The 24,573-nt window shown below is 41.0% G+C and carries 22 protein-coding genes and 2 CRISPR repeat arrays; of the genes, 8 read left to right on the forward strand and 14 right to left on the reverse strand.

Going from position 1 to position 24,573, the window contains the following annotated elements:
* The first annotated feature begins 66 nt into the window (after nt 1-66).
* Nucleotides 67-806: direct repeats of the CRISPR family, unit length 47 nt; unit sequence GTTGTGTTGTATCCCAAAGATACACAAAAATGAAAGCAATTCACAAC.
* Between the two features lie 48 nt (nt 807-854).
* Nucleotides 855-1,208 carry a transposase gene (locus tag DTW91_RS10010; RefSeq protein WP_124802471.1) on the forward strand — a complete coding sequence of 118 codons (354 nt, stop codon included), beginning with the start codon at nt 855-857 and terminating at the stop codon, nt 1,206-1,208.
* Nucleotides 1,209-1,236: 28 nt separating this feature from the next.
* The gene (locus tag DTW91_RS10015; protein WP_125203247.1) at nt 1,237-2,181 is read left to right on the forward strand and encodes a transposase; all 945 of its coding nucleotides are present in this window, start codon (nt 1,237-1,239) and stop codon (nt 2,179-2,181) included.
* A gap of 64 nt (nt 2,182-2,245) precedes the next feature.
* A CRISPR array of direct repeats spans nt 2,246-3,986; the repeat unit is 47 nt; unit sequence GTTGTGTTGTGTCCCAAAGATACACAAAAATGAAAGCAATTCACAAC.
* 1 nt (nt 3,987) lies between these two features.
* Here DTW91_RS10015 and DTW91_RS10020 read toward each other — a convergent pair.
* Complete coding sequence (locus DTW91_RS10020) at nt 3,988-4,905, reverse strand: endonuclease/exonuclease/phosphatase family protein (protein ID WP_125203248.1); 918 nt, start codon at nt 4,903-4,905, stop codon at nt 3,988-3,990.
* 5 nt (nt 4,906-4,910) lie between these two features.
* Nucleotides 4,911-5,813 carry a CorA family divalent cation transporter gene (locus DTW91_RS10025; RefSeq protein ID WP_125203249.1) on the reverse strand — a complete coding sequence of 301 codons (903 nt, stop codon included), beginning with the start codon at nt 5,811-5,813 and terminating at the stop codon, nt 4,911-4,913.
* Between the two features lie 310 nt (nt 5,814-6,123).
* Here DTW91_RS10025 and DTW91_RS10030 point away from each other — a divergent pair, with 310 nt between their 5' ends.
* A complete protein-coding gene (locus DTW91_RS10030) occupies nt 6,124-7,146 on the forward strand; it encodes a 3-oxoacyl-ACP synthase III family protein (protein WP_125203250.1) in 1,023 nt (340 codons plus the stop codon).
* 160 nt (nt 7,147-7,306) lie between these two features.
* On the opposite strand, the gene DTW91_RS10035 is transcribed toward DTW91_RS10030, so the two are convergent.
* The 4 genes from DTW91_RS10035 to DTW91_RS10050 all read right to left on the reverse strand — a co-directional run bounded on the left by DTW91_RS10035 (nt 7,307) and on the right by DTW91_RS10050 (nt 11,177).
* On the reverse strand, nt 7,307-7,735 hold the full coding sequence (locus tag DTW91_RS10035; RefSeq protein ID WP_125203251.1) for a MarR family winged helix-turn-helix transcriptional regulator: 429 nt from the start codon (nt 7,733-7,735) through the stop codon (nt 7,307-7,309).
* An 84-nt stretch (nt 7,736-7,819) separates the two neighbouring features.
* Entirely contained in the window at nt 7,820-8,242 is a 423-nt protein-coding gene (locus tag DTW91_RS10040; RefSeq protein ID WP_125203252.1) for an organic hydroperoxide resistance protein, read from the reverse strand.
* Between the two features lie 321 nt (nt 8,243-8,563).
* Nucleotides 8,564-9,799 (reverse strand): DUF1501 domain-containing protein, encoded by a 1,236-nt coding sequence (locus tag DTW91_RS10045; RefSeq protein WP_125203253.1) that lies wholly within the window; start codon nt 9,797-9,799, stop codon nt 8,564-8,566.
* Between the two features lie 10 nt (nt 9,800-9,809).
* A complete protein-coding gene (locus DTW91_RS10050; RefSeq protein ID WP_125203254.1) occupies nt 9,810-11,177 on the reverse strand; it encodes a DUF1800 family protein in 1,368 nt (455 codons plus the stop codon).
* A 416-nt stretch (nt 11,178-11,593) separates the two neighbouring features.
* Here DTW91_RS10050 and DTW91_RS10055 point away from each other — a divergent pair, with 416 nt between their 5' ends.
* Entirely contained in the window at nt 11,594-12,235 is a 642-nt protein-coding gene (locus DTW91_RS10055; protein ID WP_125203255.1) for an alpha/beta hydrolase, read from the forward strand.
* A 78-nt stretch (nt 12,236-12,313) separates the two neighbouring features.
* Here the strand turns inward: DTW91_RS10055 and DTW91_RS10060 are convergent, their stop codons facing one another.
* The 5 genes from DTW91_RS10060 to DTW91_RS10080 form a co-directional block, all read right to left on the reverse strand.
* A complete protein-coding gene (locus DTW91_RS10060) occupies nt 12,314-13,492 on the reverse strand; it encodes an aspartate aminotransferase family protein (RefSeq protein WP_125203256.1) in 1,179 nt (392 codons plus the stop codon).
* A 258-nt stretch (nt 13,493-13,750) separates the two neighbouring features.
* Nucleotides 13,751-15,496: an OstA-like protein gene (locus DTW91_RS10065; RefSeq protein ID WP_125203257.1), complete on the reverse strand. Its 1,746-nt coding sequence runs from the start codon at nt 15,494-15,496 to the stop codon at nt 13,751-13,753.
* Nucleotides 15,496-15,975, reverse strand: a complete 480-nt coding sequence (locus DTW91_RS10070) for a Fur family transcriptional regulator (RefSeq protein ID WP_125203258.1) — start codon at nt 15,973-15,975, stop codon at nt 15,496-15,498. The genes DTW91_RS10065 and DTW91_RS10070 overlap by 1 nt, the downstream gene beginning before the upstream one ends.
* Nucleotides 15,976-16,003: 28 nt before the next feature.
* Nucleotides 16,004-17,983 (reverse strand): KUP/HAK/KT family potassium transporter, encoded by a 1,980-nt coding sequence (locus DTW91_RS10075; protein WP_125203259.1) that lies wholly within the window; start codon nt 17,981-17,983, stop codon nt 16,004-16,006.
* A 148-nt stretch (nt 17,984-18,131) separates the two neighbouring features.
* Nucleotides 18,132-18,458, reverse strand: coding sequence for a hypothetical protein (locus DTW91_RS10080; protein ID WP_125203260.1), 327 nt, complete (start codon nt 18,456-18,458; stop codon nt 18,132-18,134).
* Nucleotides 18,459-18,496: 38 nt separating this feature from the next.
* Between DTW91_RS10080 and DTW91_RS10085 the strand changes: the two genes are divergently transcribed.
* The 3 genes from DTW91_RS10085 (at nt 18,497) to fabV (ending at nt 20,681) form a co-directional block, all read left to right on the forward strand.
* Nucleotides 18,497-18,682 carry a DUF5522 domain-containing protein gene (locus DTW91_RS10085; RefSeq protein ID WP_125203261.1) on the forward strand — a complete coding sequence of 62 codons (186 nt, stop codon included), beginning with the start codon at nt 18,497-18,499 and terminating at the stop codon, nt 18,680-18,682.
* On the forward strand, nt 18,679-19,212 hold the full coding sequence (locus tag DTW91_RS10090; protein ID WP_125203262.1) for a DUF4136 domain-containing protein: 534 nt from the start codon (nt 18,679-18,681) through the stop codon (nt 19,210-19,212). The genes DTW91_RS10085 and DTW91_RS10090 overlap by 4 nt, the downstream gene beginning before the upstream one ends.
* Before the next feature lie 266 nt (nt 19,213-19,478).
* Nucleotides 19,479-20,681, forward strand: coding sequence for an enoyl-ACP reductase FabV (fabV, locus tag DTW91_RS10095; RefSeq protein ID WP_125203263.1), 1,203 nt, complete (start codon nt 19,479-19,481; stop codon nt 20,679-20,681).
* A 47-nt stretch (nt 20,682-20,728) separates the two neighbouring features.
* On the opposite strand, the gene DTW91_RS10100 is transcribed toward fabV, so the two are convergent.
* From DTW91_RS10100 to DTW91_RS10110, 3 genes are all read right to left on the reverse strand, one after another.
* Nucleotides 20,729-21,535, reverse strand: a complete 807-nt coding sequence (locus DTW91_RS10100; RefSeq protein WP_125203264.1) for a lysophospholipid acyltransferase family protein — start codon at nt 21,533-21,535, stop codon at nt 20,729-20,731.
* A gap of 46 nt (nt 21,536-21,581) precedes the next feature.
* Nucleotides 21,582-22,211 (reverse strand): NUDIX hydrolase, encoded by a 630-nt coding sequence (locus DTW91_RS10105; RefSeq protein ID WP_125203265.1) that lies wholly within the window; start codon nt 22,209-22,211, stop codon nt 21,582-21,584.
* 116 nt (nt 22,212-22,327) lie between these two features.
* The gene (locus tag DTW91_RS10110; protein WP_125203266.1) at nt 22,328-23,692 is read right to left on the reverse strand and encodes a TolC family protein; all 1,365 of its coding nucleotides are present in this window, start codon (nt 23,690-23,692) and stop codon (nt 22,328-22,330) included.
* 169 nt (nt 23,693-23,861) lie between these two features.
* Here DTW91_RS10110 and DTW91_RS10115 point away from each other — a divergent pair, with 169 nt between their 5' ends.
* Complete coding sequence (locus DTW91_RS10115) at nt 23,862-24,551, forward strand: ABC transporter ATP-binding protein (protein WP_125203290.1); 690 nt, start codon at nt 23,862-23,864, stop codon at nt 24,549-24,551.
* The last annotated feature ends 22 nt before the right edge of the window (nt 24,552-24,573 follow it).

Raw genomic sequence — 24,573 nt, forward strand, 5'->3', positions numbered from 1 at the left:
TCCCAAAGATACACAAAAATGAAAGCAATTCACAACACTTAAATCTGTCTTGTATAAATCTGAATAGTTGTGTTGTATCCCAAAGATACACAAAAATGAAAGCAATTCACAACTAAACCACGATAAAAACGCAAAAAATGGCAGTTGTGTTGTATCCCAAAGATACACAAAAATGAAAGCAATTCACAACAGGATATCCTTACATCCACTACCCTAAAGGGTTGTGTTGTATCCCAAAGATACACAAAAATGAAAGCAATTCACAACGCTTAGGTCTGACATTATCCCCGAGCATTAGTTGTGTTGTATCCCAAAGATACACAAAAATGAAAGCAATTCACAACCCAATCATCTCGCAGTCCGGATGTTTTACGGTTGTGTTGTATCCCAAAGATACACAAAAATGAAAGCAATTCACAACGACTTGAGTAAGCTCTCTGACTCGGCTATAGTTGTGTTGTATCCCAAAGATACACAAAAATGAAAGCAATTCACAACAAAAGGTCGCCCCTTTGAGAATTTTGTAAGGTTGTGTTGTATCCCAAAGATACACAAAAATGAAAGCAATTCACAACTGGAAATCATTCACAGTAAAATTAAATTAAGTTGTGTTGTATCCCAAAGATACACAAAAATGAAAGCAATTCACAACCAGATGATAAACTGTGTATGGTTTCAGATAGTTGTGTTGTATCCCAAAGATACACAAAAATGAAAGCAATTCACAACCATAACATCATCCGCAACCTGTCCGTAAGCGTTGTGTTGTGTCCCAAAGATACACAAAAATGAAAGCAATTCACGGATCAGGGGCAAAAGTTGGGGAGAAGTTTAATAATCCTTAGTTTTGTCTTGTGTTTACAAGTCCAGAATTATTAAAGTTATTACTGCCCGAATATTTAGTGGCGTATTTCGATATTGTAAAATTTGAGGAAAAAGAAGGACAGCTTCATATTTATTTTGAAGAAAAGAATACCATTCCGAAAGAGTTTTCCTCACTTCATCTACAATCCAAAGGCTTTCATGAAGAAATTACGGTGGATGATTTTCCGCTTCGAGGAAAACCCGTAAAACTTCATATCCAACGTAGAAGATGGACAGACACAAAATCTGGAAAAATATTACAACGAGATTGGAATCTCATCGCAAAAGGCACTCGCATGACACAAGATTTTGCAGAGTTCTTAAAAAAAATCAGCCGATACTAAAGCCCTTCCTTTAGAAACCATCGGCGAAATGTACGGGGTAAATGGCAAAAAATTCCGAAGGCAATACAAAAAATCGTTAAGTGATTTTAAAAACTGGAAACAGAAACCCCATGCAGAAGATTACATTCTATTTTCCGAAAATTGTTCTGAAAATTTATCATTAGATGAAGTCGCTTTATCCGAAGGAGAACTTTACACCGTACTTACCTCCAAAACAGCAAGAGGTAGAAAAGGGAGTATTGTTGCCATTATTAAAGGAACAAAAAGCGAAAATGTAATTGAAAAACTTATGAAAATAGGTAGAAAATTAAGGCAAAAAGTAAAAGAAGTGACTCTGGATATGGCAGGTTCTATGAAACTGATTGCTAAAATAAGTTTCCCAAACGCAGTGCAGGTTATTGACCGTTTCCATGTTCAGAAACTCGCTATTGAAGCCGTTCAAGAACTCAGAATAAAACACCGATGGGAAGCGATTGATTTAGAAAATGAAATCCTAAAACATGCCAAAGACAAGAAAACAAAACCCGAAATCGAAGTTTTTGAAAACAACGATACCCGAAAGCAACTCTTGGCAAGAAGCCGTTATTTTTTGTATAAAAGCTGTGAAAAATGGACACAAAACCAAAGACTCAGAGCAGGAATTTTATTCCGAGAATACCCCGATTTAGAAGTCGCCTACAATTTAGCGGACGGTTTAAGAAAAATCTACAACCAAAATATTACAAAATCTGTTGCCATGCTCAAACTGGCTCATTGGTTTAAAGATGTTGAAGAATCAGGTTTTAAATCTTTTACAACACTTAAAAACACCATCACCAACCATTATAACGATATTCTCAATTATTTTGAAATAAGAAGTACCAACGCTTCCGCAGAATCTTTCAATGCTAAAATCAAAAACTTCAGACTTCAACTCAGAGGTGTTAAAGACAAAGCTTTTTTCCTTTTCAGATTATCCCAAATTTTTGCGTAGTCCCCAACTTTTGATACTGATCCCAATTCACAACCAGGTGGACGAACCGCCAGCGCGCGGCTGGGTTGTGTTGTGTCCCAAAGATACACAAAAATGAAAGCAATTCACAACGCAACGTATTTTCGGCAAAAATCCAAAAACGTTGTGTTGTGTCCCAAAGATACACAAAAATGAAAGCAATTCACAACCTTGGATCAGAATTTACCAGAAAAGTCTTCGTTGTGTTGTGTCCCAAAGATACACAAAAATGAAAGCAATTCACAACAAAAACGGCGTCGTAGTAGCGGTAGATATTGTTGTGTTGTGTCCCAAAGATACACAAAAATGAAAGCAATTCACAACAACTCAAATATGTTCCTCGTTTCGGACGCAGTTGTGTTGTGTCCCAAAGATACACAAAAATGAAAGCAATTCACAACAATTCGCCAATAATGCAGATGCAAAGGCTTGTTGTGTTGTGTCCCAAAGATACACAAAAATGAAAGCAATTCACAACAGCTTCATCGCCCAAGTCCTTTATTAATGAGTTGTGTTGTGTCCCAAAGATACACAAAAATGAAAGCAATTCACAACTGGTTATCTTTGGGGGGCTATTGTTATTTAGTTGTGTTGTGTCCCAAAGATACACAAAAATGAAAGCAATTCACAACACGTAAGAAACCAAACCTAAAGGGTGTGCAGTTGTGTTGTGTCCCAAAGATACACAAAAATGAAAGCAATTCACAACTGCTACACTTCGGCGCATTGAGATATCATCGTTGTGTTGTGTCCCAAAGATACACAAAAATGAAAGCAATTCACAACTAGTAAACGTATTACCTATTTTTTGCACACGTTGTGTTGTGTCCCAAAGATACACAAAAATGAAAGCAATTCACAACATGGTATAAAGGTATATACATTTTTGCAATGTTGTGTTGTGTCCCAAAGATACACAAAAATGAAAGCAATTCACAACATTTGCCGGTTTCGCTATCGCTATCTACATGTTGTGTTGTGTCCCAAAGATACACAAAAATGAAAGCAATTCACAACGAGGTTTACGGACAAGTAGACTTCAAAGAAGTTGTGTTGTGTCCCAAAGATACACAAAAATGAAAGCAATTCACAACGGAATTCAACGCCATTTAATTGAAGCGGTTGTTGTGTTGTGTCCCAAAGATACACAAAAATGAAAGCAATTCACAACGTCTTCCGAAAGGGCGTTTAAATAGTCCATGTTGTGTTGTGTCCCAAAGATGCACAAAAATGAAAGCAATTAACAACTTTAGACTTTGAGTTATCATAATGATAGGAGTTGTGTTGTGTCCCAAAGATACACAAAAATGAAAGCAATTCACAACGAAATGCCTAACTTCGTGGATATAGAAATAGTTGTGTTGTGTCCCAAAGATACACAAAAATGAAAGCAATTCACAACACAGACCTTGAGACAAACGCAAATATACTAGTTGTGTTGTGTCCCAAAGATACACAAAAATGAAAGCAATTCACAACTTTCTAATGTTACTTCCTCATTCTTATGAGGTTGTGTTGTGTCCCAAAGATACACAAAAATGAAAGCAATTCACAACCCAATATCGCCGCCTAATGCGCCAAAATTAGTTGTGTTGTGTCCCAAAGATACACAAAAATGAAAGCAATTCACAACGAGACCCAGAAGCCATAGAAATCCTTAACTGTTGTGTTGTGTCCCAAAGATACACAAAAATGAAAGCAATTCACAACCGCTGGCAATGATGATCCCGAAGCAGGCGAGTTGTGTTGTGTCCCAAAGATACACAAAAATGAAAGCAATTCACCGCTCTATTCCTGCCGATTCAGCGTCACCAGAACTGGAAAATGGTCGCTGTAGCCGCCAATATACCGAGATCCAGAATAGGTTCTCAGGGGATAGTGTCTGTGTCCGTTTGTTTTATTTATCAGAATCGGAGAATCGTAAATGTCGGCCGTATTGGTTTCGAGATTGAGTTGTTCACAAAGCATTTCCTCGCTAAACAGAATTTGATCAAAGCCCAGACCTTTTTTATTATGAAAAGTCGTAAATCGGCCGCCGAGGTAAAGCGTTTCAAAAGGGTTGGTCAGTATTTTTTTTCCAGTCGTGTCATAAAGCAGCAACTGCATTTCTTCTGCGTCGGGATTTTCATTAAAGTCGCCCATTAAAATGATGGGTTCTCCTTGGTCGCAAAGGTTTCGCACAGTTTTTCGAAGCTGCTGAATGATGTAAAGTCGATGTTTTTTCTGGATGTCGCCTTCTCTCTTGGATGGTAGATGAAGCACAAAAAAATGAATTTTTTTCCCCTCATATTGGAATTCTGCGTGTAAAATATCACGGGTTTCAAACGCCAAATCAGAATCCTTTTTAAATTTCAAAGTTCTGAAATCTAATACAGTATATTTTTGAGGATCAAAAAGCAAAGCCACACTCAAGCCTCTGGAATCTTTAGATTTCTGATAAAGGATCTGGTAGTCTTTAAGTGGTGAATCATTTTTAAGTAAGTCTTCCAAAACAACTCGATCGCCAATTTCTGCCAGGCCGATGATAGAAGGCAATTGCCCCCGGTCTTGCGCTACAAAACGAAAAACATTGGTGATATTGCGGACTTTCTGTCGGTATTTATACGAATCCCAATTTCGCAATCCTGAGTTTTGATCTGTCACGGAGTCCCCGTCGGGCGGAAAGAAGTTCTCCACATTGTAGAACATCAACAGTTCAGCATTCATCGGTGTTACCAGCGTTTTCTCTTCATATAGATAAAAGTGACGACAACGATGGTCAGCATCAATCCGAGTGTGAAAAAATAGCCATTTTTATGATGCAGTTCCGGCATGTTGTCGAAGTTCATACCATAAACTCCGGCTATAAAAGTGATCGGTAAAAAATAAACGGAATAGATTGCCAAAAGTTTCATCACCTGATTGGCTTTCTGGTCCGATAATGCTAGAAACATCGAGATAAGGTTGGTCGTCTGAGCATTCAGATGGTCGAAGTCTGCGATCACGTCTTTTTGCTTGTCCAGCAGGTCCATCACCTGCACCTCTTCCAGATCCAAAGTTTTGAATTTAGAGATCCATTCTCCCGACATATTGAGGATTCTTGTATTGAGACCAGATCTGCGTTTTAATTTGTAGAGTCGGCGGATTTGTACAGAGCTGTTGGTATTTTTCAGGAAGATCTCATTTTCGATCACATCCAGAAGATCAAGCAGGTTGTTGCTTTCGTCATCGAAGCTTTTCATGATTTTAAGAGCCAGGCGCAGTGCCATTTCATCTCTTGTGATCTTATTGATGTCTTCCTGGTCCAGTTCTGCCGATATTTCTTGGACACTTTTGCTTTTGGTCCGGTGTGTCGTGATGATGAAGTTGGGGAGCAAGAAGATGCCCAGTTTTGTGCTGATATCGCTCATGCTATTTAGCGATGTCCTTTCCATATCGGTAGATTCCCGTGTCAAGAAGAATTTTACATCGCCAACTTCCTCATACTTAGGAAGGTGATTCGGATCTATGGTATCTTCCAAAAGCAGGTAATTGATTTGATAGTTTTGATGCAGCAGCTTCAGATCTTCCTCATTCGGCGTCGTCACATCAATCCATTCCCAGTGCTTGGATTTATATTTTTTTTCAATTGGCATACAACAAAACTAAATAAAATTACGATTAGTTGGAAAAAATGGCGGATCCAATTTTATTGAACGGATTAGAACAATTGCTTTTTTTATGAAGTTATTTTTTCTTTTGATCGTGTTCCAACCTTTTTTAGCAGGTTTTTATCAAAATTAAGATTATCCTTTTGATCGTTGATTCGAAAAAACAGAAGCCATTTATTAAATATAAATAACTGTAAATCATTATATTAATTGTCACTGATCATCAAAATATTAAAATAAATACTCCGTGATAGATAAAACAATTATTTTTGTCTTCTACCTTAATTTGTAATAAATGATCAAAAGTGTAATCGCAGGCGTGGGTCATTACGTCCCAGAAAATATAGTTACCAACGACGACCTTTCTCAACGGATGACCACCACCGACGAATGGATTACCGAAAGAACCGGAATCAAGGAAAGAAGACACCGCAAAAACCGATTAGATTCCGAAGAGACCACTTCTTTCTACGGTTTCAAAGCTTCAGAAGTTGCGTTGAAAAATGCCAATCTTACCGCCAAAGACATCGATTATATCGTTTTCGCCACCTTGTCGCCGGATTATTTTTTCCCCGGCTGTGGCGTGCAGTTGCAGGAGCTCTTGGGTTGCGACACGATTGGCGCGCTGGACGTGCGAAATCAATGTTCGGGTTTCATTTACGCAGTGAGCGTTGCCGATGCGTTTATAAAATCCGGAATGTACAAAAATGTTTTGGTGGTAGGCGCCGAAATTCATTCTTTCGGGTTGGATTTTTCCGATGCCGGCCGCGGCGTTTCCGTCATCTTTGGAGATGGCGCCGGCGCGATTGTTTTATCATCCAGCGAGGCCAGCGATTCCCGAGGCATTTTGTCTGTCAATATGCATTCGGAAGGCAAATATGCGGAAGAGTTGGTCGTGAAATTTCCGGGAAGCAAATCGGGCTGGAGCGATAATCTGCTGTCGAATCCTGATTTGATTACTGCGGAAGACATCTATCCGGTGATGAATGGGAATTTCGTTTTCAAGCACGCCGTCACCCGTTTCCCAGAAACCATTCTCGAAGCTTTGCAGAAAGCCGGAAAAACCATTGAGGATTTGGATTTGCTCATTCCACATCAAGCCAATCTTAGAATATCGCAATATGTACAGCAACTGCTTCATTTGCCGGACGAAAAAATCTTTATGAACATTCAGAAATATGGCAATACCACAGCAGCATCTATACCGATTGCACTGAGCGAGGCCATTTTGGAAGGCCGGATGAAGCCCGGTGATCTGGTCTGTCTGTCAGCTTTTGGCAGTGGATTCACTTGGGGAAGCGTTTTGTTCGAATATTAATTTGGTTTGTCCTTTGAAGTCCCTCTCCTTTGGAGAGGGATTTAGGGTGAGGAAAAAGTCCCTCTCCTTCGGAAAGTGATTTAGGGTGAGGAAAAAGTCCCTCTCCTTCGGAGAGGGATTTAGGGTGAGGAAAGGGCAACCAACTAAGGCTCATTTTCCGTCAAAGATTTATTTTCTGAACAACTTTTTCGGACAAAGTTTTTAATTGCTGCATTTCGTCCAAATTGATATGCATCGCTTTCGCAAGATCTGATGGAATATTGGCAGCTTTTGACTTTAGCTTTTTTCCTTTTTCTGTCAAGTAGATTTTCACGATGCGTTCATCGTCGTGGCCCCGCTTTCGCACCAGAAATTCTTTGGCTTCTAATCTTTTTAGCAATGGCGTCAGCGTTCCATTATCCAGCTGCAAAATTTCACCAACTTGGCTGACGGTCTGTTCGTCCTTTTCCCAGAGCGCCATCATTGTGATGTACTGGGGATAGGTCAATTCAATATCTTTCAGGATTGGCCGGTAGCATTGCATGATCTCGCGGTGCAAAACATAGACCGAGAAACATAGTTGTTTATCAAGTTTTAATAAATCTTCCATGCCAAATTTTTGAATTTTAATTCCCAAAAATCAAAGTTAAGAGAATTTTAAATTTGCTGCCAATTAGCTACTTTGACAAAAAATTTAGTCGTTGCTCACTGTAAGTTTCACTTCTATATTTCCTCTTGTAGCATTGGAATAAGGGCAAACTTCGTGTGCTTTTTCAATTAATTCTTGTGCCTGCTCGATGCTGACGCCCGGAATGTTGGCATGCAACTCCGCTTCCAGACCGAAGCCGCCATTCTCTAATTGACCGATGCCTATTTTAGCAGTTACAGATGTTTCACCGGTCTCGATTTTGCTTTGCTTGATGATCATATTCAAAGCACTGTCAAAACAAGCGGCGTACCCTGCCGCGAATAGCATTTCGGGGTTTGGGAAGTCGTTATTAGCGCCTCCTAAGTTCTTGGGCATTCGGACATCCAGATCCAGAACGCCATTGTCACTTTTTACATGTCCGTTTCTTCCTCCTTGGGCGGTTGCGCCGATGCTGTACAATGTTTTCATTTTTAAGATAATTTTAATTGTTAATATTTTTCTTTGGCAAATATATAGTGTCATATTATATCGTGCACAATATAAATCCGCTTTTGAAACTATATCAATCATAGAAACAACCTATCAATACTTTAATGTAATAAGTCCCTCTCCTTCGGAAAGTGATTTAGGGTGAGGAAGAAAAGTCCCTTTCATTCGGAGAGGGATTTAGGGTGAGGAAGAAAAGTCCCTTTCCTTCGGAAAGTGATTTAGGGTGAGGAAGAAAAGTCCCTCTCCTTCGGAAAGTGATTTAGGGTGAGGAAGAAAAGTCCCTCTCCTTTGGAGAGGGATTTAGGGTGAGGAAGAAAAGTCCCTCTCCTTTGGAGAGGGATTTAGGGTGAGGANATAACCATTAGTCTTTCCAAGAATCTTCTTATCATCCGTGTTCAGCCATCTTTTCAGAACAGTGGCATAGACTTTCCGGAAATCTTCGGTGTACTTCAGGTCGCCGTCGTTCAGATTTTGAAGGTCTGGTAAAGCATTGAGTAAGCCTTTCTTTTTCAACCCGCCGCTGATGAAAAACATCTGATTGGCCGTTCCGTGATCGGTTCCGTTACTCGCATTTTGGGCGACACGCCGGCCAAATTCGGAAAAAGTCATAATCATCACATCGTTGAATTTGCCGCTGTCTTTCATATCTTTTACAAAAACCTGCACCGCCTCATCAATGCCGGTAAACAGTTGATTTTGTCTTTGATTCTGATTGTTGTGCGTGTCGAAACTGCCGACCGACAGGTAATAGACTTGCGTATTGATATCCGATTTGATCAGCGAAGCAATCGTTTTGAAATCTTTTCCGATTTGCGTTGCAGGATAAGTTTTATCTGTTGGCTTCGCTTTGCTTTGCTGAAAAATATATTCCGAGTTGTTCAGCGTATTGCCTAAGGTGTCGTACAGGTAGCTCGCCAAATCGTGCCGGTGATCCGTATTCTCGGCGGCCAGTTTTTTATACAGCGTTTCCTGACTGTTTTCGAAGAGTTTTTTCGGATCTTTCATGGCGATGGCTTTGTTGTTTTCGCCTTTCATGGCAAGGCTGAGAAGATCGTCCAGTTCTATCGCCTGTGTCGGATTTTTGCAGTCGTGGCAGGCTTCGTCCAGATATCTCCCCAGCCAACCGGAGTTCAGAAACTCATTGCTGTCGCTCGCAGATTGCCAAATATCCATACTTCGAAAGTGGGATTTATTGGGTTCCGGATAGCCAACATTGTTCAGCACCGCCAGCTCGCCATTATCGTACAGTTCTTTGAAATATCGCAGAGATGGATTGATTCCCGCTTCGTCCGTCAGCCTAAGCGCCTTGTCTTCCTTGATCGCAATTTGATTTCTGGAACTGTAATAAATATCATTTTTGATAGGAATAATCGTATTAAGACCATCGTTGCCGCCGGAAAGTTGAAGGACAATTAAGGTTTTTCCACTCAGTTCTAATGCTTCCGGAAGGCTGAGAGCTTTTAGGAAATTAGGAAAGAGGAACGAGGCGGCGGCAAGACTGCTGGTTTTTATAAAGGTTTTTCTATTGATAATCATAACAGTTTTTTTAGCAAAGTTGATATTCCGGGGTTGACATTATGCTGATCATCAGATGTTGTCTGCTCTTGCCGGCGTTGAATTCGGTCATCAGATTTCTTAGTTTTTCAGTAGGATTTGTCAGCAAAAAACTGAAAAGGTCTTCATCCAGAATGTTGGAAATGCTGTCCCAGTGAATTATAATTCTATTTTGGTTTTTGGTAACGACGACTTTATTTTCCTTTTGACCCATATTTACGTCGTCATTCGGTTTTGGTTCTACATCAAGGGTTTTGTAGCCCGCCATCACAGAAGGGATTTTCATTCTCAACAGTAGAGTAGAACTGTCGATCCACTCCGTTCCGGAGGGCCAGCCGGCAACGTTGGGCGGTTGCAAAAGTTGCTGCCCGAGAAGCCTTTCGAAGTAATAAATGCCCTTCCCCTCTCTGGTATCCATTGGCATAATTCGGCGCATTCCGATAATCAACTCGATGGGAGATTTGACCCGCGCACCGATATTAGTGTCGGAATAGAACCAGCTGGACAAAAATATTTCATCCATCAAGGTCGTCAGATTATAATCGGAGGCATAGAATTTTTGACTCAAATCTTTAATGATTTTCTCATCTGGTGTCTCATTCACAAAATATTTATAGATTTTGGTGGTGATGAAATGGGCGCATTCCGGTTGTTCAAGAATGATGTTGATGATATCTGTGCCTGTGAAATTGCCTTTTTTCCCCAGAAACTCTTTCTCTCCCGAGTCGTGCTGTCGCAGATTTTCGCGGAATTTCCCATTCTCGTCGTAGCTCCATCCTGTGAAGGCTCTGGCAGATTCTTTGATGTCTTTTTCGGTATAGAGATTTCCTCTTCCTAAAGTGAAAAGTTCCATCAGTTCTCTTGCAAAGTTTTCATTGGGTTTTTCTTTTTTGTTTTGCTGATTATTCAGGAAATTCAGCATCGCAGGTGATTTGGAAACCTCGAAAACCAAGTCGCGAAAATTTCCTACGGCATTTTTTCTGAAAATATTTACAATCTCCAAGTTGAATAAGGAATTCAGTATCCGAGTCGCAAAATGGCCGTGCCAGAAAAGCGCCATTTTTTCCTGAAGCTGGTTCGGGCTGTTGATCATCAGCTGCTGCCACGCTGCTACAATCGCTATATTGTGATTTTTGTTGAACTGGTTTAGCGTTTTTTTGTCTTCTGCTTTCGCCATTTGCTGATATTGCTGCGGCGATATTTTATAAGCAGCGATTTCGATGGGTCGATAGTTGGAAGTATCCTTCAATTGCTGATAAAACTTTTTCTGACCAACTGTTTTCGCTTGCTCCACATCATTATGATGCAGGCCAAATCCCGCTCTGGATGCCAAATGCTTATTCCTTTGGAAAGTATTCATAGACTGCTATTTGTAGGTTTGACTTGTGAAAATGCTTATGGTTAAATCAAAAATGATGAAAAATCTATATTTATGAACAAATTTTAATACAAAGGATAAAATTCATTATTAGAAAGTTACTTTAGGGATAAAATTTCAGATTTTAAAATTTTTTTAAATAAATATGACCGCTTACACGAATTTTATTTACTTTCAATGGGTCTATGATTAATATTTTAAACGGTTTTTAAAAGACTTACGATGCGGTATTTCTGCCGTAAAAGTGGAACAGACTTTCCCGTTAAATTGATTATCACTGCAAACACATACGTCATCATTTTTGGATGTCCGGCGTTTATATTTTCAGATTCGGGAAATATTCAGGAACTTTGCAAGTCGTTCTATCGCTGAAGAAGTGATTTCCAAAAGTTAAGTTCATGAAATTATATACCGTAAGTGGTCTTGGTGCAGACGAAAAAGTTCTGGAGAAACTCACTTTCAATCCGGGAATCGAGGTGGTTCACATTCCGTGGCTCATTCCCCATCTTGACGAAGAACTTTCCGACTATGTCGCCCGAATGTCAGCCTTTGTAGATGATTCTGAGCCGTTTTACTTGCTGGGATATTCCTTCGGTGGCATTATCGTTCAGGAAATCCACAAAATCAAACCGGCGAAAAAAGTAGTGATTCTCGGCAGCATCCGGTCCGACGCAGAAAAATCAAAGCTTATCAAAGCGGGCGAAAAAACCAACGCTTTAAAATACATTCCGCTCCGGTTTTTCAGCGACAGCGGCACGGTGTTTTATTCTTTTTTCAGAAAGTTATTAGATCCCAAAAACCCGAGACTGCTGCAGTATTTCCGCGTCAAAGATCCTTACTATCTCAAATGGTCGATGGACAAAGTCGCACATTGGAAATCCGAAAAAATCCCCGGTGTAGTGCAGATTATGGCAGATAAAGACATCGTCTTTCCACTGAAAAATTCGCAACCCGATTTTGTCATAAAAAATGCCACCCATCTTTTCCCTGCGACCAAACCAAAGGAAGTCTCCCAGATCTTGAAAAGTATTTTTATTTAATAGTGGATTTGGCGGAGGTTATCTAAACCCGTTGTTTAGTTAAGATATCACGAATCCAAATATTATTTTTGAGAGAAATTATTCCACTTCGTCCAGCGCTTCCAAAATGATTTTGCAACCCTTCCGGATTTCCTCTTCCGATAAGGTCAACGGTGGCGAGATCCTCAGATATTCGTTGCGATACATTTGCCAAAAGACGATCAAGCCTTTCTCCATGCATCTGGCTGCGACTTTCAAAGAATATTCAGGCGAACCAAGATTCACAGCGAGCATCAAGCCTTTTCCATTCACGTTTTTGATTTTTGGATGAACCAGAAGTTCGCGGAAGAGCTTTTCTTTTTGATCAATTTCTTGCATCAATCCGCTTTCCAAAACTTCCTTCAAAGTCGCAAGGGAAGCTGCTGCAATCAACGGATTTCCGCCAAAAGTCGTAATGTGTCCCAACTTTGGCGAATGTGAAAGGCTACTCATTATTTCTGCCGAACTCATAAAAGCGCCGACTGGCACGCCGCCGCCCATTCCTTTGCCCATCACCAGAATATCCGGCACGATTCCGTAATGCTCGAAGGCAAACAGTTTTCCCGTACGTCCAAAACCCGGCTGGATCTCATCGAGAATGAGCAAGGCGCCCACTTCCTCGCAACGTTTTTTCAGGTGGAGGAAATAATTTTCATTTGGCACTATAAATCCCGCCGCACCTTGAATGGTTTCTACAATCACGCAGGCTGTTTTCTCTGTAATTCTATCAAAATCGTTCTCATTATTGAACTCGATGAAATTCACCATCGGAAGTAAAGGGCGAAATTCCCGTTTATGAACTTCGTTTCCTGCAACCGAAAGCGCGCCGTGCGTGTTTCCGTGATACGCTTCTTTGAAGGCGATGATTTCTTCTCTTCCTGTGTAGCGCTTCGCTAATTTCAAACTGCCGTCAACGGCTTCTGCACCGGAGTTGACGAGATATGTGACTTCCAGAGGTTCAGGTGTAGCTTCTGCCAAAAGCTTGCAAAGCGCAACCGGTTTTTCCTGAGCATATTCGCCGTAAACCATCACGTGCAGATATTTATCAGCCTGTTCTTTGATGGCGTTCACGATTTTCGGATGCGAATGTCCCAACGTGTTGGCAGAAACGCCGGCTACGAAGTCCAGATAGGCTTTTCCATCTTTTCCGTAGATGTAGCTTCCTTCTGCTTTTTCCACTTCGAAACCTATGGCATAAGGTGTTGTTTGGGCTTGGTATTTGAAAAAATCGGTCTTCATTTTTTATGTAGATGTTTTATGTAGATGTTAGAAATTTGGATTTAAAATCAGATTATTCTGCTCATAGATGAGGTTCTAAACTTGTGCGAAGTTCGTCATTTTTGAGATTTCGATTCCACTAAATGAAAAAAATTCAATTTCGGCGAAGCGCGCCCCGACCTGAGTGGAGCTCTTTTTCTTTTTTGAGAAAAAAGAAAAAAGCGGGAACGGAGGGCGGATCAAGGCGCCCAAATTTCGACTTTGCTCAATGCAGCAGAATTACTTCTTAACCCGGATTGGTGTTTTTGGTTTATTTTTTTCTTCGAGTTTCTTGCGTTCGGCCTCCGCGCGTTCGAAAAGAGAATTGTCTGACTGGTAAACGACTTCCGGATAGTTGGGGGTATCGAGGAAGATGTCGCTCCATTTTTGCGGCCGGTCTCTGGTATTCCAATTGAAATCTTTGAAAAAACGTTCTTCCTTGGATATTTTGCTCATCGGATAGGTGTCCGTATTTGCGCCGATATTGCAGTCGACGACTTCCAGGCGACGTTCCAAAAATCGGGCAACAATTTCGCCGCAAGTCGAGAGCGCAACGCCAATTCTGGTAACTTGCTTGGTTTTTTCGTTCGTATCATCGGCATACGTGATGGCTTGGGCATTGCCGACGGCCTTTGCCATATCGATAACGTTATCCTTTAGATAGACGATCATATTCTTGCTTTTGATCTGGTTGAATTCGTCTTTCAGATTGAGAGAATCGGCTTTGCTGATGGCAAAGGCATTCCCAATGATTCGGATAGAATCTGTGATCTCTTTTTCGGGGTCGCTATACACGCGAATCTCGTCGCCGGTTACCTGTTTTACGCCCATCCAAAGGATTGGTTTTCGCATCAGATGCATCTCGCCATCGGTCTCGTTGAAGCTGAGAGAGTCTGCGCGGCCTTGCATATCGGTTTTGAAAATCCGCACTTTCCTGAAAGCCCGCAAGAAGCTTTTTTTCTTGCGATTGTCGGCAGAATCCGGTTTTTGGTAACTTAGAAATTTATCTGCGGCAAAATAAACCGAATCTTTACTGAGAATCTTGACGGCGTAGGGCTTTTCTGTCACCATTGCTGAATCTTTTTTCTCGTAGATTTCGCCGTAGCCACCTTTGATATAACGCTTTTGCTGCGGATCGTCCAAGGTCACATTTCCGTTTCCTTTTCCGAATCCGGTGTTTCGGTTGTAGTATAATTTGTCGCCGCTGAGGATTTTGTCATTATAATAGATCCTGGAATTTTTGTTGAGGAAGGATTCGCCGGTTTTGGAATTGTAAGTTCCTAATTCCGTGTAAACGAGATTTTTGGGGTTGGCTTTGTCTCTGATGGTGGTGGGGCCAAAAAAGTCTGACGTTCCCGTGTTCTGATTTTGCTTGATATTATCGCTAACGATGGTATATTTATCTGTTTCGATGTTGGAGCTTCCGATAAAATCGATCATTTTGGTATTGAGGTAATACGTTGCAGCTCTGGTGTACATTATGCTTCCGTCGTTGCTGTAGATGGTACCGCCGGTATTGAAATAAGCCGTATTGGGGATTCGGTCGTAGTAGAGTATTTCTGTTTTGATGGTCTGTTTGGGATCCGTGAGGACTACGTTTCTTCGGGCAATTCCGCGCTGGGTATTGCCGTCGTATTCCATTTCTTCTGCGGTGATGCGGTCTCCGTCTGCGGTGGTAAGCACTACGTTTCCGATGGCCTTTAGGAAGTTTTCTTTTTGATAAAAGACCACTTGGTTGGCCGTGAGAATTGAGCCTTGATGCTCGAAAACTACGTTGCCGGAGAAGACAGGATTGCCCTCGTATTGATCCGGTTTCACGCCAAAAGTATCCGAATGCCTGTGCTGAATTTTTTTAGAAGGTTCCGACTGTGGATTGGGATTGTTGAAAAAAGGATCTTTCACCAAACCTTGCGGCTGATCCGGAACCACTTGTGAAGATATTTTTACAATAAGAACAAGTAAAATTAAAAGAAAGATTTTCTTCATCAATTTTCAGCCTTCTTGTGTCCGTAGAAGTACAGAGAATGCGTATCAATACTCACACCAAATGCTTTTTCTATGGATTCTTTGATGCCTTGGATTCTGGGATCGCAAAATTCTATGATTTCCTCGATGACCTTGTCCGAATCTTCTTTATAAATGACCAAATGGTCGTGCTGTTTATCGAAGTAAGATTTTTCGTAAGATGAGGTGCTCAATGTTTTTTCGCCAAACTGGTGCTTTCTGATCAAGCCTGCATCCAGGAAGATCTCGATCGTATTGTAGATCGTAGCCTTGCTTACGTGGTATTTTTTCTGCATCATCAGAAGATATAGATCATCCACGTTGAAGTGATGCTCCATATTGTAGATCTCCTCCAATATGGTGTAGCGTTCCGGTGTATTGCGGAAGCCTTTTTCCATCAGGTATTGTCTCAAGACATCTTTGATCGTAGCGATATTTAACTCTTTTTGTTTCGTATCCATCTTACAAAATTAGCGTTTTTTTTTGTGATCAATCAAAGTGCTTATCCTCGGCTCTTTCTATTTTTTCGGTTTTGATTTTTTGATCGAGCAACGGTGCAGATTCTACCACCACATTGTGGTTGGCAAAGCCGAAAGCCGTGAAATCGTTACTGCCCAATTTTTTCACAAAATTATACATATTGAGAATGATTTTTTCCCGAATGGTCAGCAGCAAGTCGTTGATATAAACGTTATCGATGATCACGAATTTGAGATCCGGCGGTATGTTGTGCATTCGCAGCGATGGGTGCGAACTTCTGGACGGGATGGTTCCTTCTTCCATCATTTGTGCCAGCACCTGCTGGAAATAGTCGTTGATACGCCTGTCTCTTTTGAAACCGAGCAAGAAGCTGATTTTATAAATCGTACCGGGCAAAATCTCTTCTACCGTATATTTGAAAGTATAAGGATCTTCCTGATTTATAATATTGAGTATAAAATAATGATCTGCTCTCTTCGGCTGCGATCTCATAATAGAGTATATAATTTTGGACTCGACTTCATCATCTCTTTTTGCACGACTCATGAAGGCCAGATTGGTCGCGAATTTAGGAATGGTCTCATCCAGCTTCATATCTTTTATGGTAGATACATATTTTTCCAATTTTACGAATTTGATGAACCTTGTTTTGATGATTCTTCCGTTGTACCAAGCATACATACAAATACCGATAAAGCCTGCAAGCAGAACCGACATCCAGCCGCCATCGTAGAATTTGATAATATTGGCGCCGAAAAATCCGCCCTCGATGGTAATGTAAACCACTGCGAAAAGTGAAATCCAGATTTTACTGGTGCGCGATTTGAGAAACCAGAATATTAATAATATGGTGGTCATCAGCATCGTGATCGTAATGGAAAGACCATACGCGGCCTCCATCCTTCCGGATTCTTTGAAATAAATTACCACAATAAAACAGAGTATCAAAAGACCCCAATTGATTTTCGGAATGTACATTTGACCTTTGATCCCAGACGGATACTCGATTTCCTGATTTGGCCAGAAATTGAGCGACATCGCTTCCGAAAACATCGTGAAGGCGCCCGTAATGACAGCCTGACTGGCGATGATGGCGGCAGCCGTGGCGAGCATCACACCCGGAATGATGAACCATTCTGGCATAATCCCGAAAAACGGATTCGTACCGCGAAAGACCTCGTGATAGTTTTTGAGCAGCCAAGCACCTTGACCCAAATAATTCAAAATCAACATCACTTTTACAAATATCCAGCTGGCCTGAATATTTTTCATGCCACAGTGACCAAGATCGGAATATAAAGCTTCTGCTCCTGTGGTACAAAGAAATACCGCGCCCAAGATCACTATTGCGCTCGGCGAATTGTATATCAATTTCACGGCATAATAAGGATTGAAAGCTCTCAAGATCGAGGGATGTTCGGCGAGATGTACAAGTCCAAAACCACCCAAAACCAAAAACCACAGCACCATAACCGGTCCAAAAAATTTCCCGATAAAGCTGGTTCCGAACTGTTGTACGATAAAAATAATGATCAAAATAGCCAAAGTTATCGGCACCACGGGTGGCTTGTGTATTACCAGCTCCAGACCTTCTATCGCAGACATCACCGTCAGCGAAGGCGTGATAATGCTGTCTGCAAACAAGGCAGCGCCCCCTATGATCGCAATAAGATACAGCCACTTCTTCTTGAACCGTTTGACCAGCGAATAAAGCGATAGAATGCCACCCTCGCCTTTGTTATCGGCCTGCAGCGCAATAATAACATATTTGACCGTCGTCTGCATGGTCAAGGTCCAAATGATGCACGAGAGCGCACCTTCTATATATTCTTCCGAAATGGCTCCGCCTTCCTTTCCTGCGTTGATGATGGCCTTCATTACATACAACGGCGAGGTTCCGATGTCTCCAAAAACAATTCCTAATGAAACTAAAACGCCAATCCAGGAAAGTTTTTTAGGGTCAAAATGACCAGTGCTATCTTGCGACATAATTTAAGAATTATTGAAAAATAATTTTGCAAATTTAGATTATTTTATACGGTTAGGAATCTTTTTGGTGAAAATGTAATATTAACAGCGTTTTAATTGTGAAAGTGGTTGATTGTCTGCGATTTACAACAAGTATGTTTGGCCAGAATTACAAATACGAAACGAAACGCCAAAGTTTTCTTTCTTTGAGATAATTGACATTGTTTTCATTCTCGTACGCCTCTCTTTCAAAACTGAGATTGCGGTAAGCGAGATAAGGATTTTTATACCTCCACAATTTGAAATAATACTCTGATAAATACCAAATATAAAACGGAATAATTAAAAGCTCCAGCTGCTGACGAAGATGAATTTTCTCGTGGTTGATAAGGATTTTATTGGCTTTGTCCGATTTTTTTCTGAGTAAAATAAAGGGAAATACCGCAATCCCCGAAATTTTCGTATTTTTGAGTAATCTTTGGCAGACTATAATCATATCTCAAAGATAAAAATTTTGGTACAGTTTTTTAACTTATGAAACTAAATGAAATCAAAGAAAACGAAGACTTTTATTACAACGGGCATGGCTACAAAGTTTTTACAGAAAAATTCCACCTAAAGCGTGGCTATTGCTGCAAAAGCGGATGCCGGCATTGCCCCTACGGCTATGATAAAAATACCGATACATTCAACAAAAAATCTAAAAATCAAAAAAAATGAAAAAATATTTCTTCATATTACTGGCAGTTGTTTCTCTGGGTGTCAGTTCGTGCAGTCCTTTCCAAGTAAAATCTGATTATTCGGCAACGGCCAATTTTGCCGATTACAAGACCTATCTGCTGAGAACAGACGACCTGAAACTGAACGATATCGACAAAGACAGGGTGCTGAACGAGTTATCCAAACAGTTGAAAGCAAAAAATTTGTCACCGGATCAAAATCCCGATTTGATCGTCAATGTAAAAGCTTCCCACAAAAAAGTGCAGGACGTTACAACATCCTATGGCGGTAGTTTTGGATGGGGAAATCCGTGGGGTTGGGGCGGAGGCTTCGGCGTTGGAAATACTTGGACCAACAACTACAACAGCGGAACCATCATCGTGGACATCATCGATGCAAAAACCCAAAAACTGGTCTGGCAAGGTGTAGGAAGCGGTCTTTCTGTAGATTCGCCCGCCGCTAAACAAAGAGAGATTCCGGAAATAATGGCCGAAATAATGAAAAATTATCCTCCGCAGAAAGAGAAATAATTGATCGCATTTTGTAGATTATTAAAGATAAATTCAAAAAAAATCTGAACTCAACAACAAAGATTTGTAGCCGTTTCCCAATGTAAGCGGCTTTTTTTGTGGATTTTTGCACAAGTGTAAATCAAATTATGCGCAAAAGAACATTTTCCTATTGGCTGAAAATTAAACATAGCGCTTAATATCGCACACTCTAAACCTTTTGAATTTATTTCCTGATAATTTCCTCAAATTTCTTTAATTTGCACTGTTAAAAAATAATTTAAACAATGATTATCCAACCAAGAACCAGAGGATTTATATGTCTGACCGCACACCCAGATGGCGCACTTCAAAACGTAAAAAATCAAATAGAATATGTGAAATCCAAGGGAGCAATCAAAAACGGTCCCAAAAGCGTGTTGGTAATTGGCGCTTCTACCGGCTTCGGACTATCATCGAGAATAGCTACTGCTTTCGGATCCGGTGCTGCCACCATCGGTGTTTTCTTCGAAAAACCGGCGTCCGAAGGTAAATTGGGAACAGCAGGTTGGTACAACTCGGCGGCTTTCGAAAAAGAAGCACACGAGGCAGGATTGTATGCAAAAAGCATCAACGGCGACGCATTTTCCGACGAAGTGAAACGGCAAACCATAGACCTCATCAAGCAAGATCTGGGGCAGGTAGATTTGGTCGTTTACAGTTTGGCTTCGCCAAGAAGAACGCATCCCAAAACCGGCGTAGTGCATTCTTCAGTTCTTAAGCCCATCGGGAAACCTTATACCAACAAAACCGTCGATTTCCATACCGGCATTGTTTCGGAAGTCACGATTGCACCGGTTGAGAACGACGAGGATATCCTCAACACCATTGCCGTGATGGGCGGCGAAGATTGGAAATTCTGGATACAAGACCTGAAAGCGGCCGGCGCCTTGGCAGATGGCGTAAAAACCGTTGCTTACTCGTACATCGGTCCCGAACTGACTTTCCCAATTTATCGAAACGGAACCATCGGCAAGGCCAAAAATGATCTGGAAGCCACTGTGCCGGTTCTGGATGATTTGTTAAAAGATCTAAACGGAAAATCCTATGTTTCGGTGAACAAAGCTTTGGTTACGCAATCCAGTTCGGCCATTCCGGTGGTGCCATTGTATATTTCATTGCTTTACAAAGTGATGAAAGCCAAGGGGACGCACGAAGGCACGATAGAGCAAATGCAAAGGCTTTTAGCAGAGCGCTTATACACCGAAAATGGTACTGTTCCTGTAGACAGTGAAGGCAGAATCCGAATCGATGATTGGGAAATGGCAGACGATGTGCAGGCAGAAGTGGCCCAATTGTGGAAAGAAACAACGACGGAAAATCTTTCTCAAATCAGCGATATAGAAGGCTATAGGAAAGAATTTTTCAACCTTTTCGGCTTCGAAGTGGATGGAATCGATTATGAAAAAGAGGCCAACGAGAACGTGCAAGTGCCAAGCATTGAATCGTAAAAATTTGACTTTAAATTTAAACTACCACAAACCAGAACGGCTCTTTTTCAGGAGTCGTTTTTTGTAGGTTGAGATTTTGATTCCTTTAGTTTTGTATCGTACTCGTGAAGCAGATTATGCTCCGGAGTTTGCTCTATGGCATACATTATTTTGTCCAGTATTTGAGCCGCCGACTCGTTATCATAATCAATATCCAAAGCAGCTTTGAACTCCATTGTCGGTTTTACGCCGGTCACTTTTATTTTAAGACCTTTTTTGTCGAAAGCTCTTCGGAAGCCGTTGATTTTAATGGGAATGACGATGGGTCTTTGGTTTTTAATCAATTTCGCCGTCCCTTTTCTGCCTTGTGCAAACGCCGAAGTGGTTCCCTGCGGAAATGTAATGACCCAGCCATTGTCTAACGCTGTCATAATATTTTCTATCTCCCCAAGATCTACCAGCCTGTTGACATTTTTCCCTTCAGAACGCCAAGTTCTTTTGACGGTAATGGCGCCAGCAATTTTGAAAATTCTCGCCAAGATCCCTTTGTTCATCGTCTCTTCCGCAGCCACATAGTAGAAATCCGTTTTAGGATTCAAAAGATAAATTGGATTTTTGATGGTGTTGTGAAAACCATTGTTCACCGCACAAAAAACGTGATACATCGCAGCCACGTCTGCAAAATAGGTCTGGTGATTGGAGACAAAAAGCACGTTGCTATCGGGCAGATCGGTGAGATTTTCAGTTCCTTTGATTTTCAGTTTATTGAATCCGTTGAATCTTCTGTAAGACACAATTCCCAAAATGAAAATAATGAGTCTTTTGAGAATGTAAATATTTCCAAAAGGATCGGTAAAAATGTTTTTTCTTGCCATCAATCGTTAATTATAACTTCAGAAAACCAAAATTATGATTACAAAATTAAACATTTTTTAATAAGTTGCCGAATTCGCTCAGAATCATCGCCGTTGCACCCCAAATAATGTATCCGTTGAAGTCTATCACGGGAACTTCCGCTCCATGCGTCGAAGGCAGAACCATATTTTTTGGTTGATTTGGGAGACTCAGTAATGATGAAATTGGAAATTCTATCAACTCCACCGCTTCACTTTCTTGAAGGAAGAATTCTGGATTTTTTTTGGTGAAAGAAATGAATGAATGAACGTAAAAATTGCTTGGGGGAATATAAATTGGCGACATTTCGCGGATGATCCGCACATAATGCTCATCGATTCCCAACTCCTCGGAAGTCTCTCTTTTTGCTGTGTGAGAGAAGTCGAGATCCACCTTTTCTCTCTTGCCGCCGGGCAAAGAGATTTGGCCACTGTGCCGATCTCTTTCGTTTTGAGATCGCACAATCAAGGGAAAATGCCATTCGTTATTTTTAAGATAAAGAAGAATGTTGACCGCGGCCAACTTGGGATTCTTCGTCAGGATATCTTGATAACTGTACAGCGGACGGTACGGCGGCGAATAGATTTTGTGTGCATTCTCGCCCAGTAATTCCGCTTGTTTTATATCTCTCAATAAATCTTTTCCGAAGGTCTGCATCCCTCAAAGATAAGGAATTTTGCAATAATTTTAAGAAGATTTTGGCGCAAAGTCGCAAGAAAAAAATATTTAGATTTGGAAAAAATCGCGAAGATTGACTTCACGTTTTTTAACATTTAAAGCGAAATGCCCCTTCCTGCGTAGAAATCCAGAACTTTGATGCTGAACAGATAGTTGTATTTTGCCTGAGCCACAGATCCTTGCGCATTTGCATAATTGTTTCTGGCAATTGCAATATCGTAGATGGTAGAGCGGCCGGCATCATAGCTTTTGGTTGCAAAATCAAGTGCCAGCTTTGTGCTCCGCTCTGCTTCTCTTGCCGCGATATAAATTTGATAGTTGGAATCCGCATTGAACTGCGCCTGCTGAATATCCTGCTTCAACTGGAATTTTTGTTGATCCAAATTATTTTTGGCAACCAGCTCATTGATTTTGGTCTGCTCCACCTGCAGTTTCGTAATCCCTTTATTGAAAATCGGAATATTGGCAGATAAGCTTAATTGCTGACTGAAATTATCGCCGTATTGCTGCGTTAAGCTTCTTTCTTCGATTCCCATCACAGCGCCGGTGGCCGGATCCATTTGATAACCAACAGTGTTTTTATTCAAAAGATTGTTGTAGAAGCTTCCCAATCCTGCCGTTGCCGTCACCGTCGGATAAAAATTCGTTTTGACCACTTCGGTTTGTGCTTCGGCGGCTTTTATTCTTATTTCTGCCGCTTTGATAACCGGTTGAGAAGCATACGCGATGTTGAGAACTTCTTCCACGGTTTCTGTCTGAGGCATCAGTTCATCGGGAACGGGTATATCGACGACGTCAAAAGATTTATAATCCTGGAGTTGGAGGAGTTGAGCCATTGCAAACAAAGCTTGGTCTATATTGATCTGCGCCGTTTGCACGTTCTGCTTTTCTCGTGCGAGCGATGCGGCAGCTTCTGCCAAAACCGTTTGAGCCGTTGTGCCGATCTCGGTCGTGATCTTTGCACGGTCATAAGACTTCTGTGCGCTTTCCATAGCGCTTTCAGAGATCTTTTTGATTTCCCTGTTCAGCATTACATTTAGGTATTGCTGAGCAATTTGAAGGGCGATATTATTCTTAATGGTTTCAATATCTTGCAGGCTTGCATCCACGTCGAAGCTTGTCTTTCTCACCGTTTTCTCAAGTCTTCGGTTGTTGTAAACCAAGATGCTGGCACCCACGTTGGCACTGTTGGTATAGCTGTCGTTCCGGATGCTGCTTGTTCCGATCAAGGTCTGTCCAAAATTGGCATTGTTTGACAATGTGCCGGACACTGCCGGGAGATATTCTCTTTTTGCCATTTCAAGATTTTTTGCCTGCACATCTTTGTTGAAAGCCTGCGCCTGAACCTGCAGATTATTTTTGATCGCATAATCCACACATTCCTGAATGGTCCATTTCTTCTGAGAAAATCCCAATATCCCAAAACACAAGAGCGAAATACAAAAAACTTTTTTGAACATAAAGGAAAAATTATATACAATAAGACTTCGGAAATGCAGAAATGTTACGCCAACTGCGAATTTTTTTTCAAAGCTTATTTAATTTAAAATTCAAAATAATTTTTTAGAGTTGTAACAATTCCGCTGTATGATTTACTTATAATGTAAATTCCCCATAATGTCTCATCCGATTCTGAAAATACAAGATCTCAACAAATCTTACGACATAGGCAAGAACAAATTGCACGTGCTGAAGGGTATTAATTTGACGATTAATGAAGGTGAGTTTGTGTCTATTATGGGAAGTTCCGGCTCTGGAAAATCGACTTTGCTTAATATCATCGGGATTTTGGACGAGGCAGATGACGGCATTTATGAGTTGGACGGCGTTCCCATCAAGCATCTTACAGAAATAAAAGCGGCAGAATACCGAAGCCGGTTCATCGGTTTCATCTTTCAGTCATTTAATTTGATCAATTATAAAACGGCTTTGGAAAATGTGGCGCTTCCTCTCTATTACCAAAATGTTTCTCGAAAAGAGAGAACAAGAAAAGCGCTGGAATATCTCGAGAAAGTAGGCCTCAAAGAATGGGCAGAACATCTACCAAGTGAGCTTTCCGGCGGGCAAAAACAAAGAGTCGCGATTGCGAGAGCCTTGATTTCGAACCCGAAACTGATCCTTGCCGACGAGCCAACCGGTGCGCTGGATTCGAAAACCACGTACGATATTATGAAACTGCTTCAGGATATTAATAATGAAGGAAAAACCATTGTGGTGGTAACGCACGAGCCTGATGTGGCGGCACAAACCAAGAGAAATGTCGTCTTGAAAGATGGCAAAATAGAAAACGACACGTACATAAAGCAGATCATTCTATAACCCTCAACAACAATTAACAATT

It is taken from the genome of Chryseobacterium sp. SC28 (assembly GCF_003932955.1).
In the GTDB taxonomy this organism is placed as follows: domain Bacteria; phylum Bacteroidota; class Bacteroidia; order Flavobacteriales; family Weeksellaceae; genus Epilithonimonas.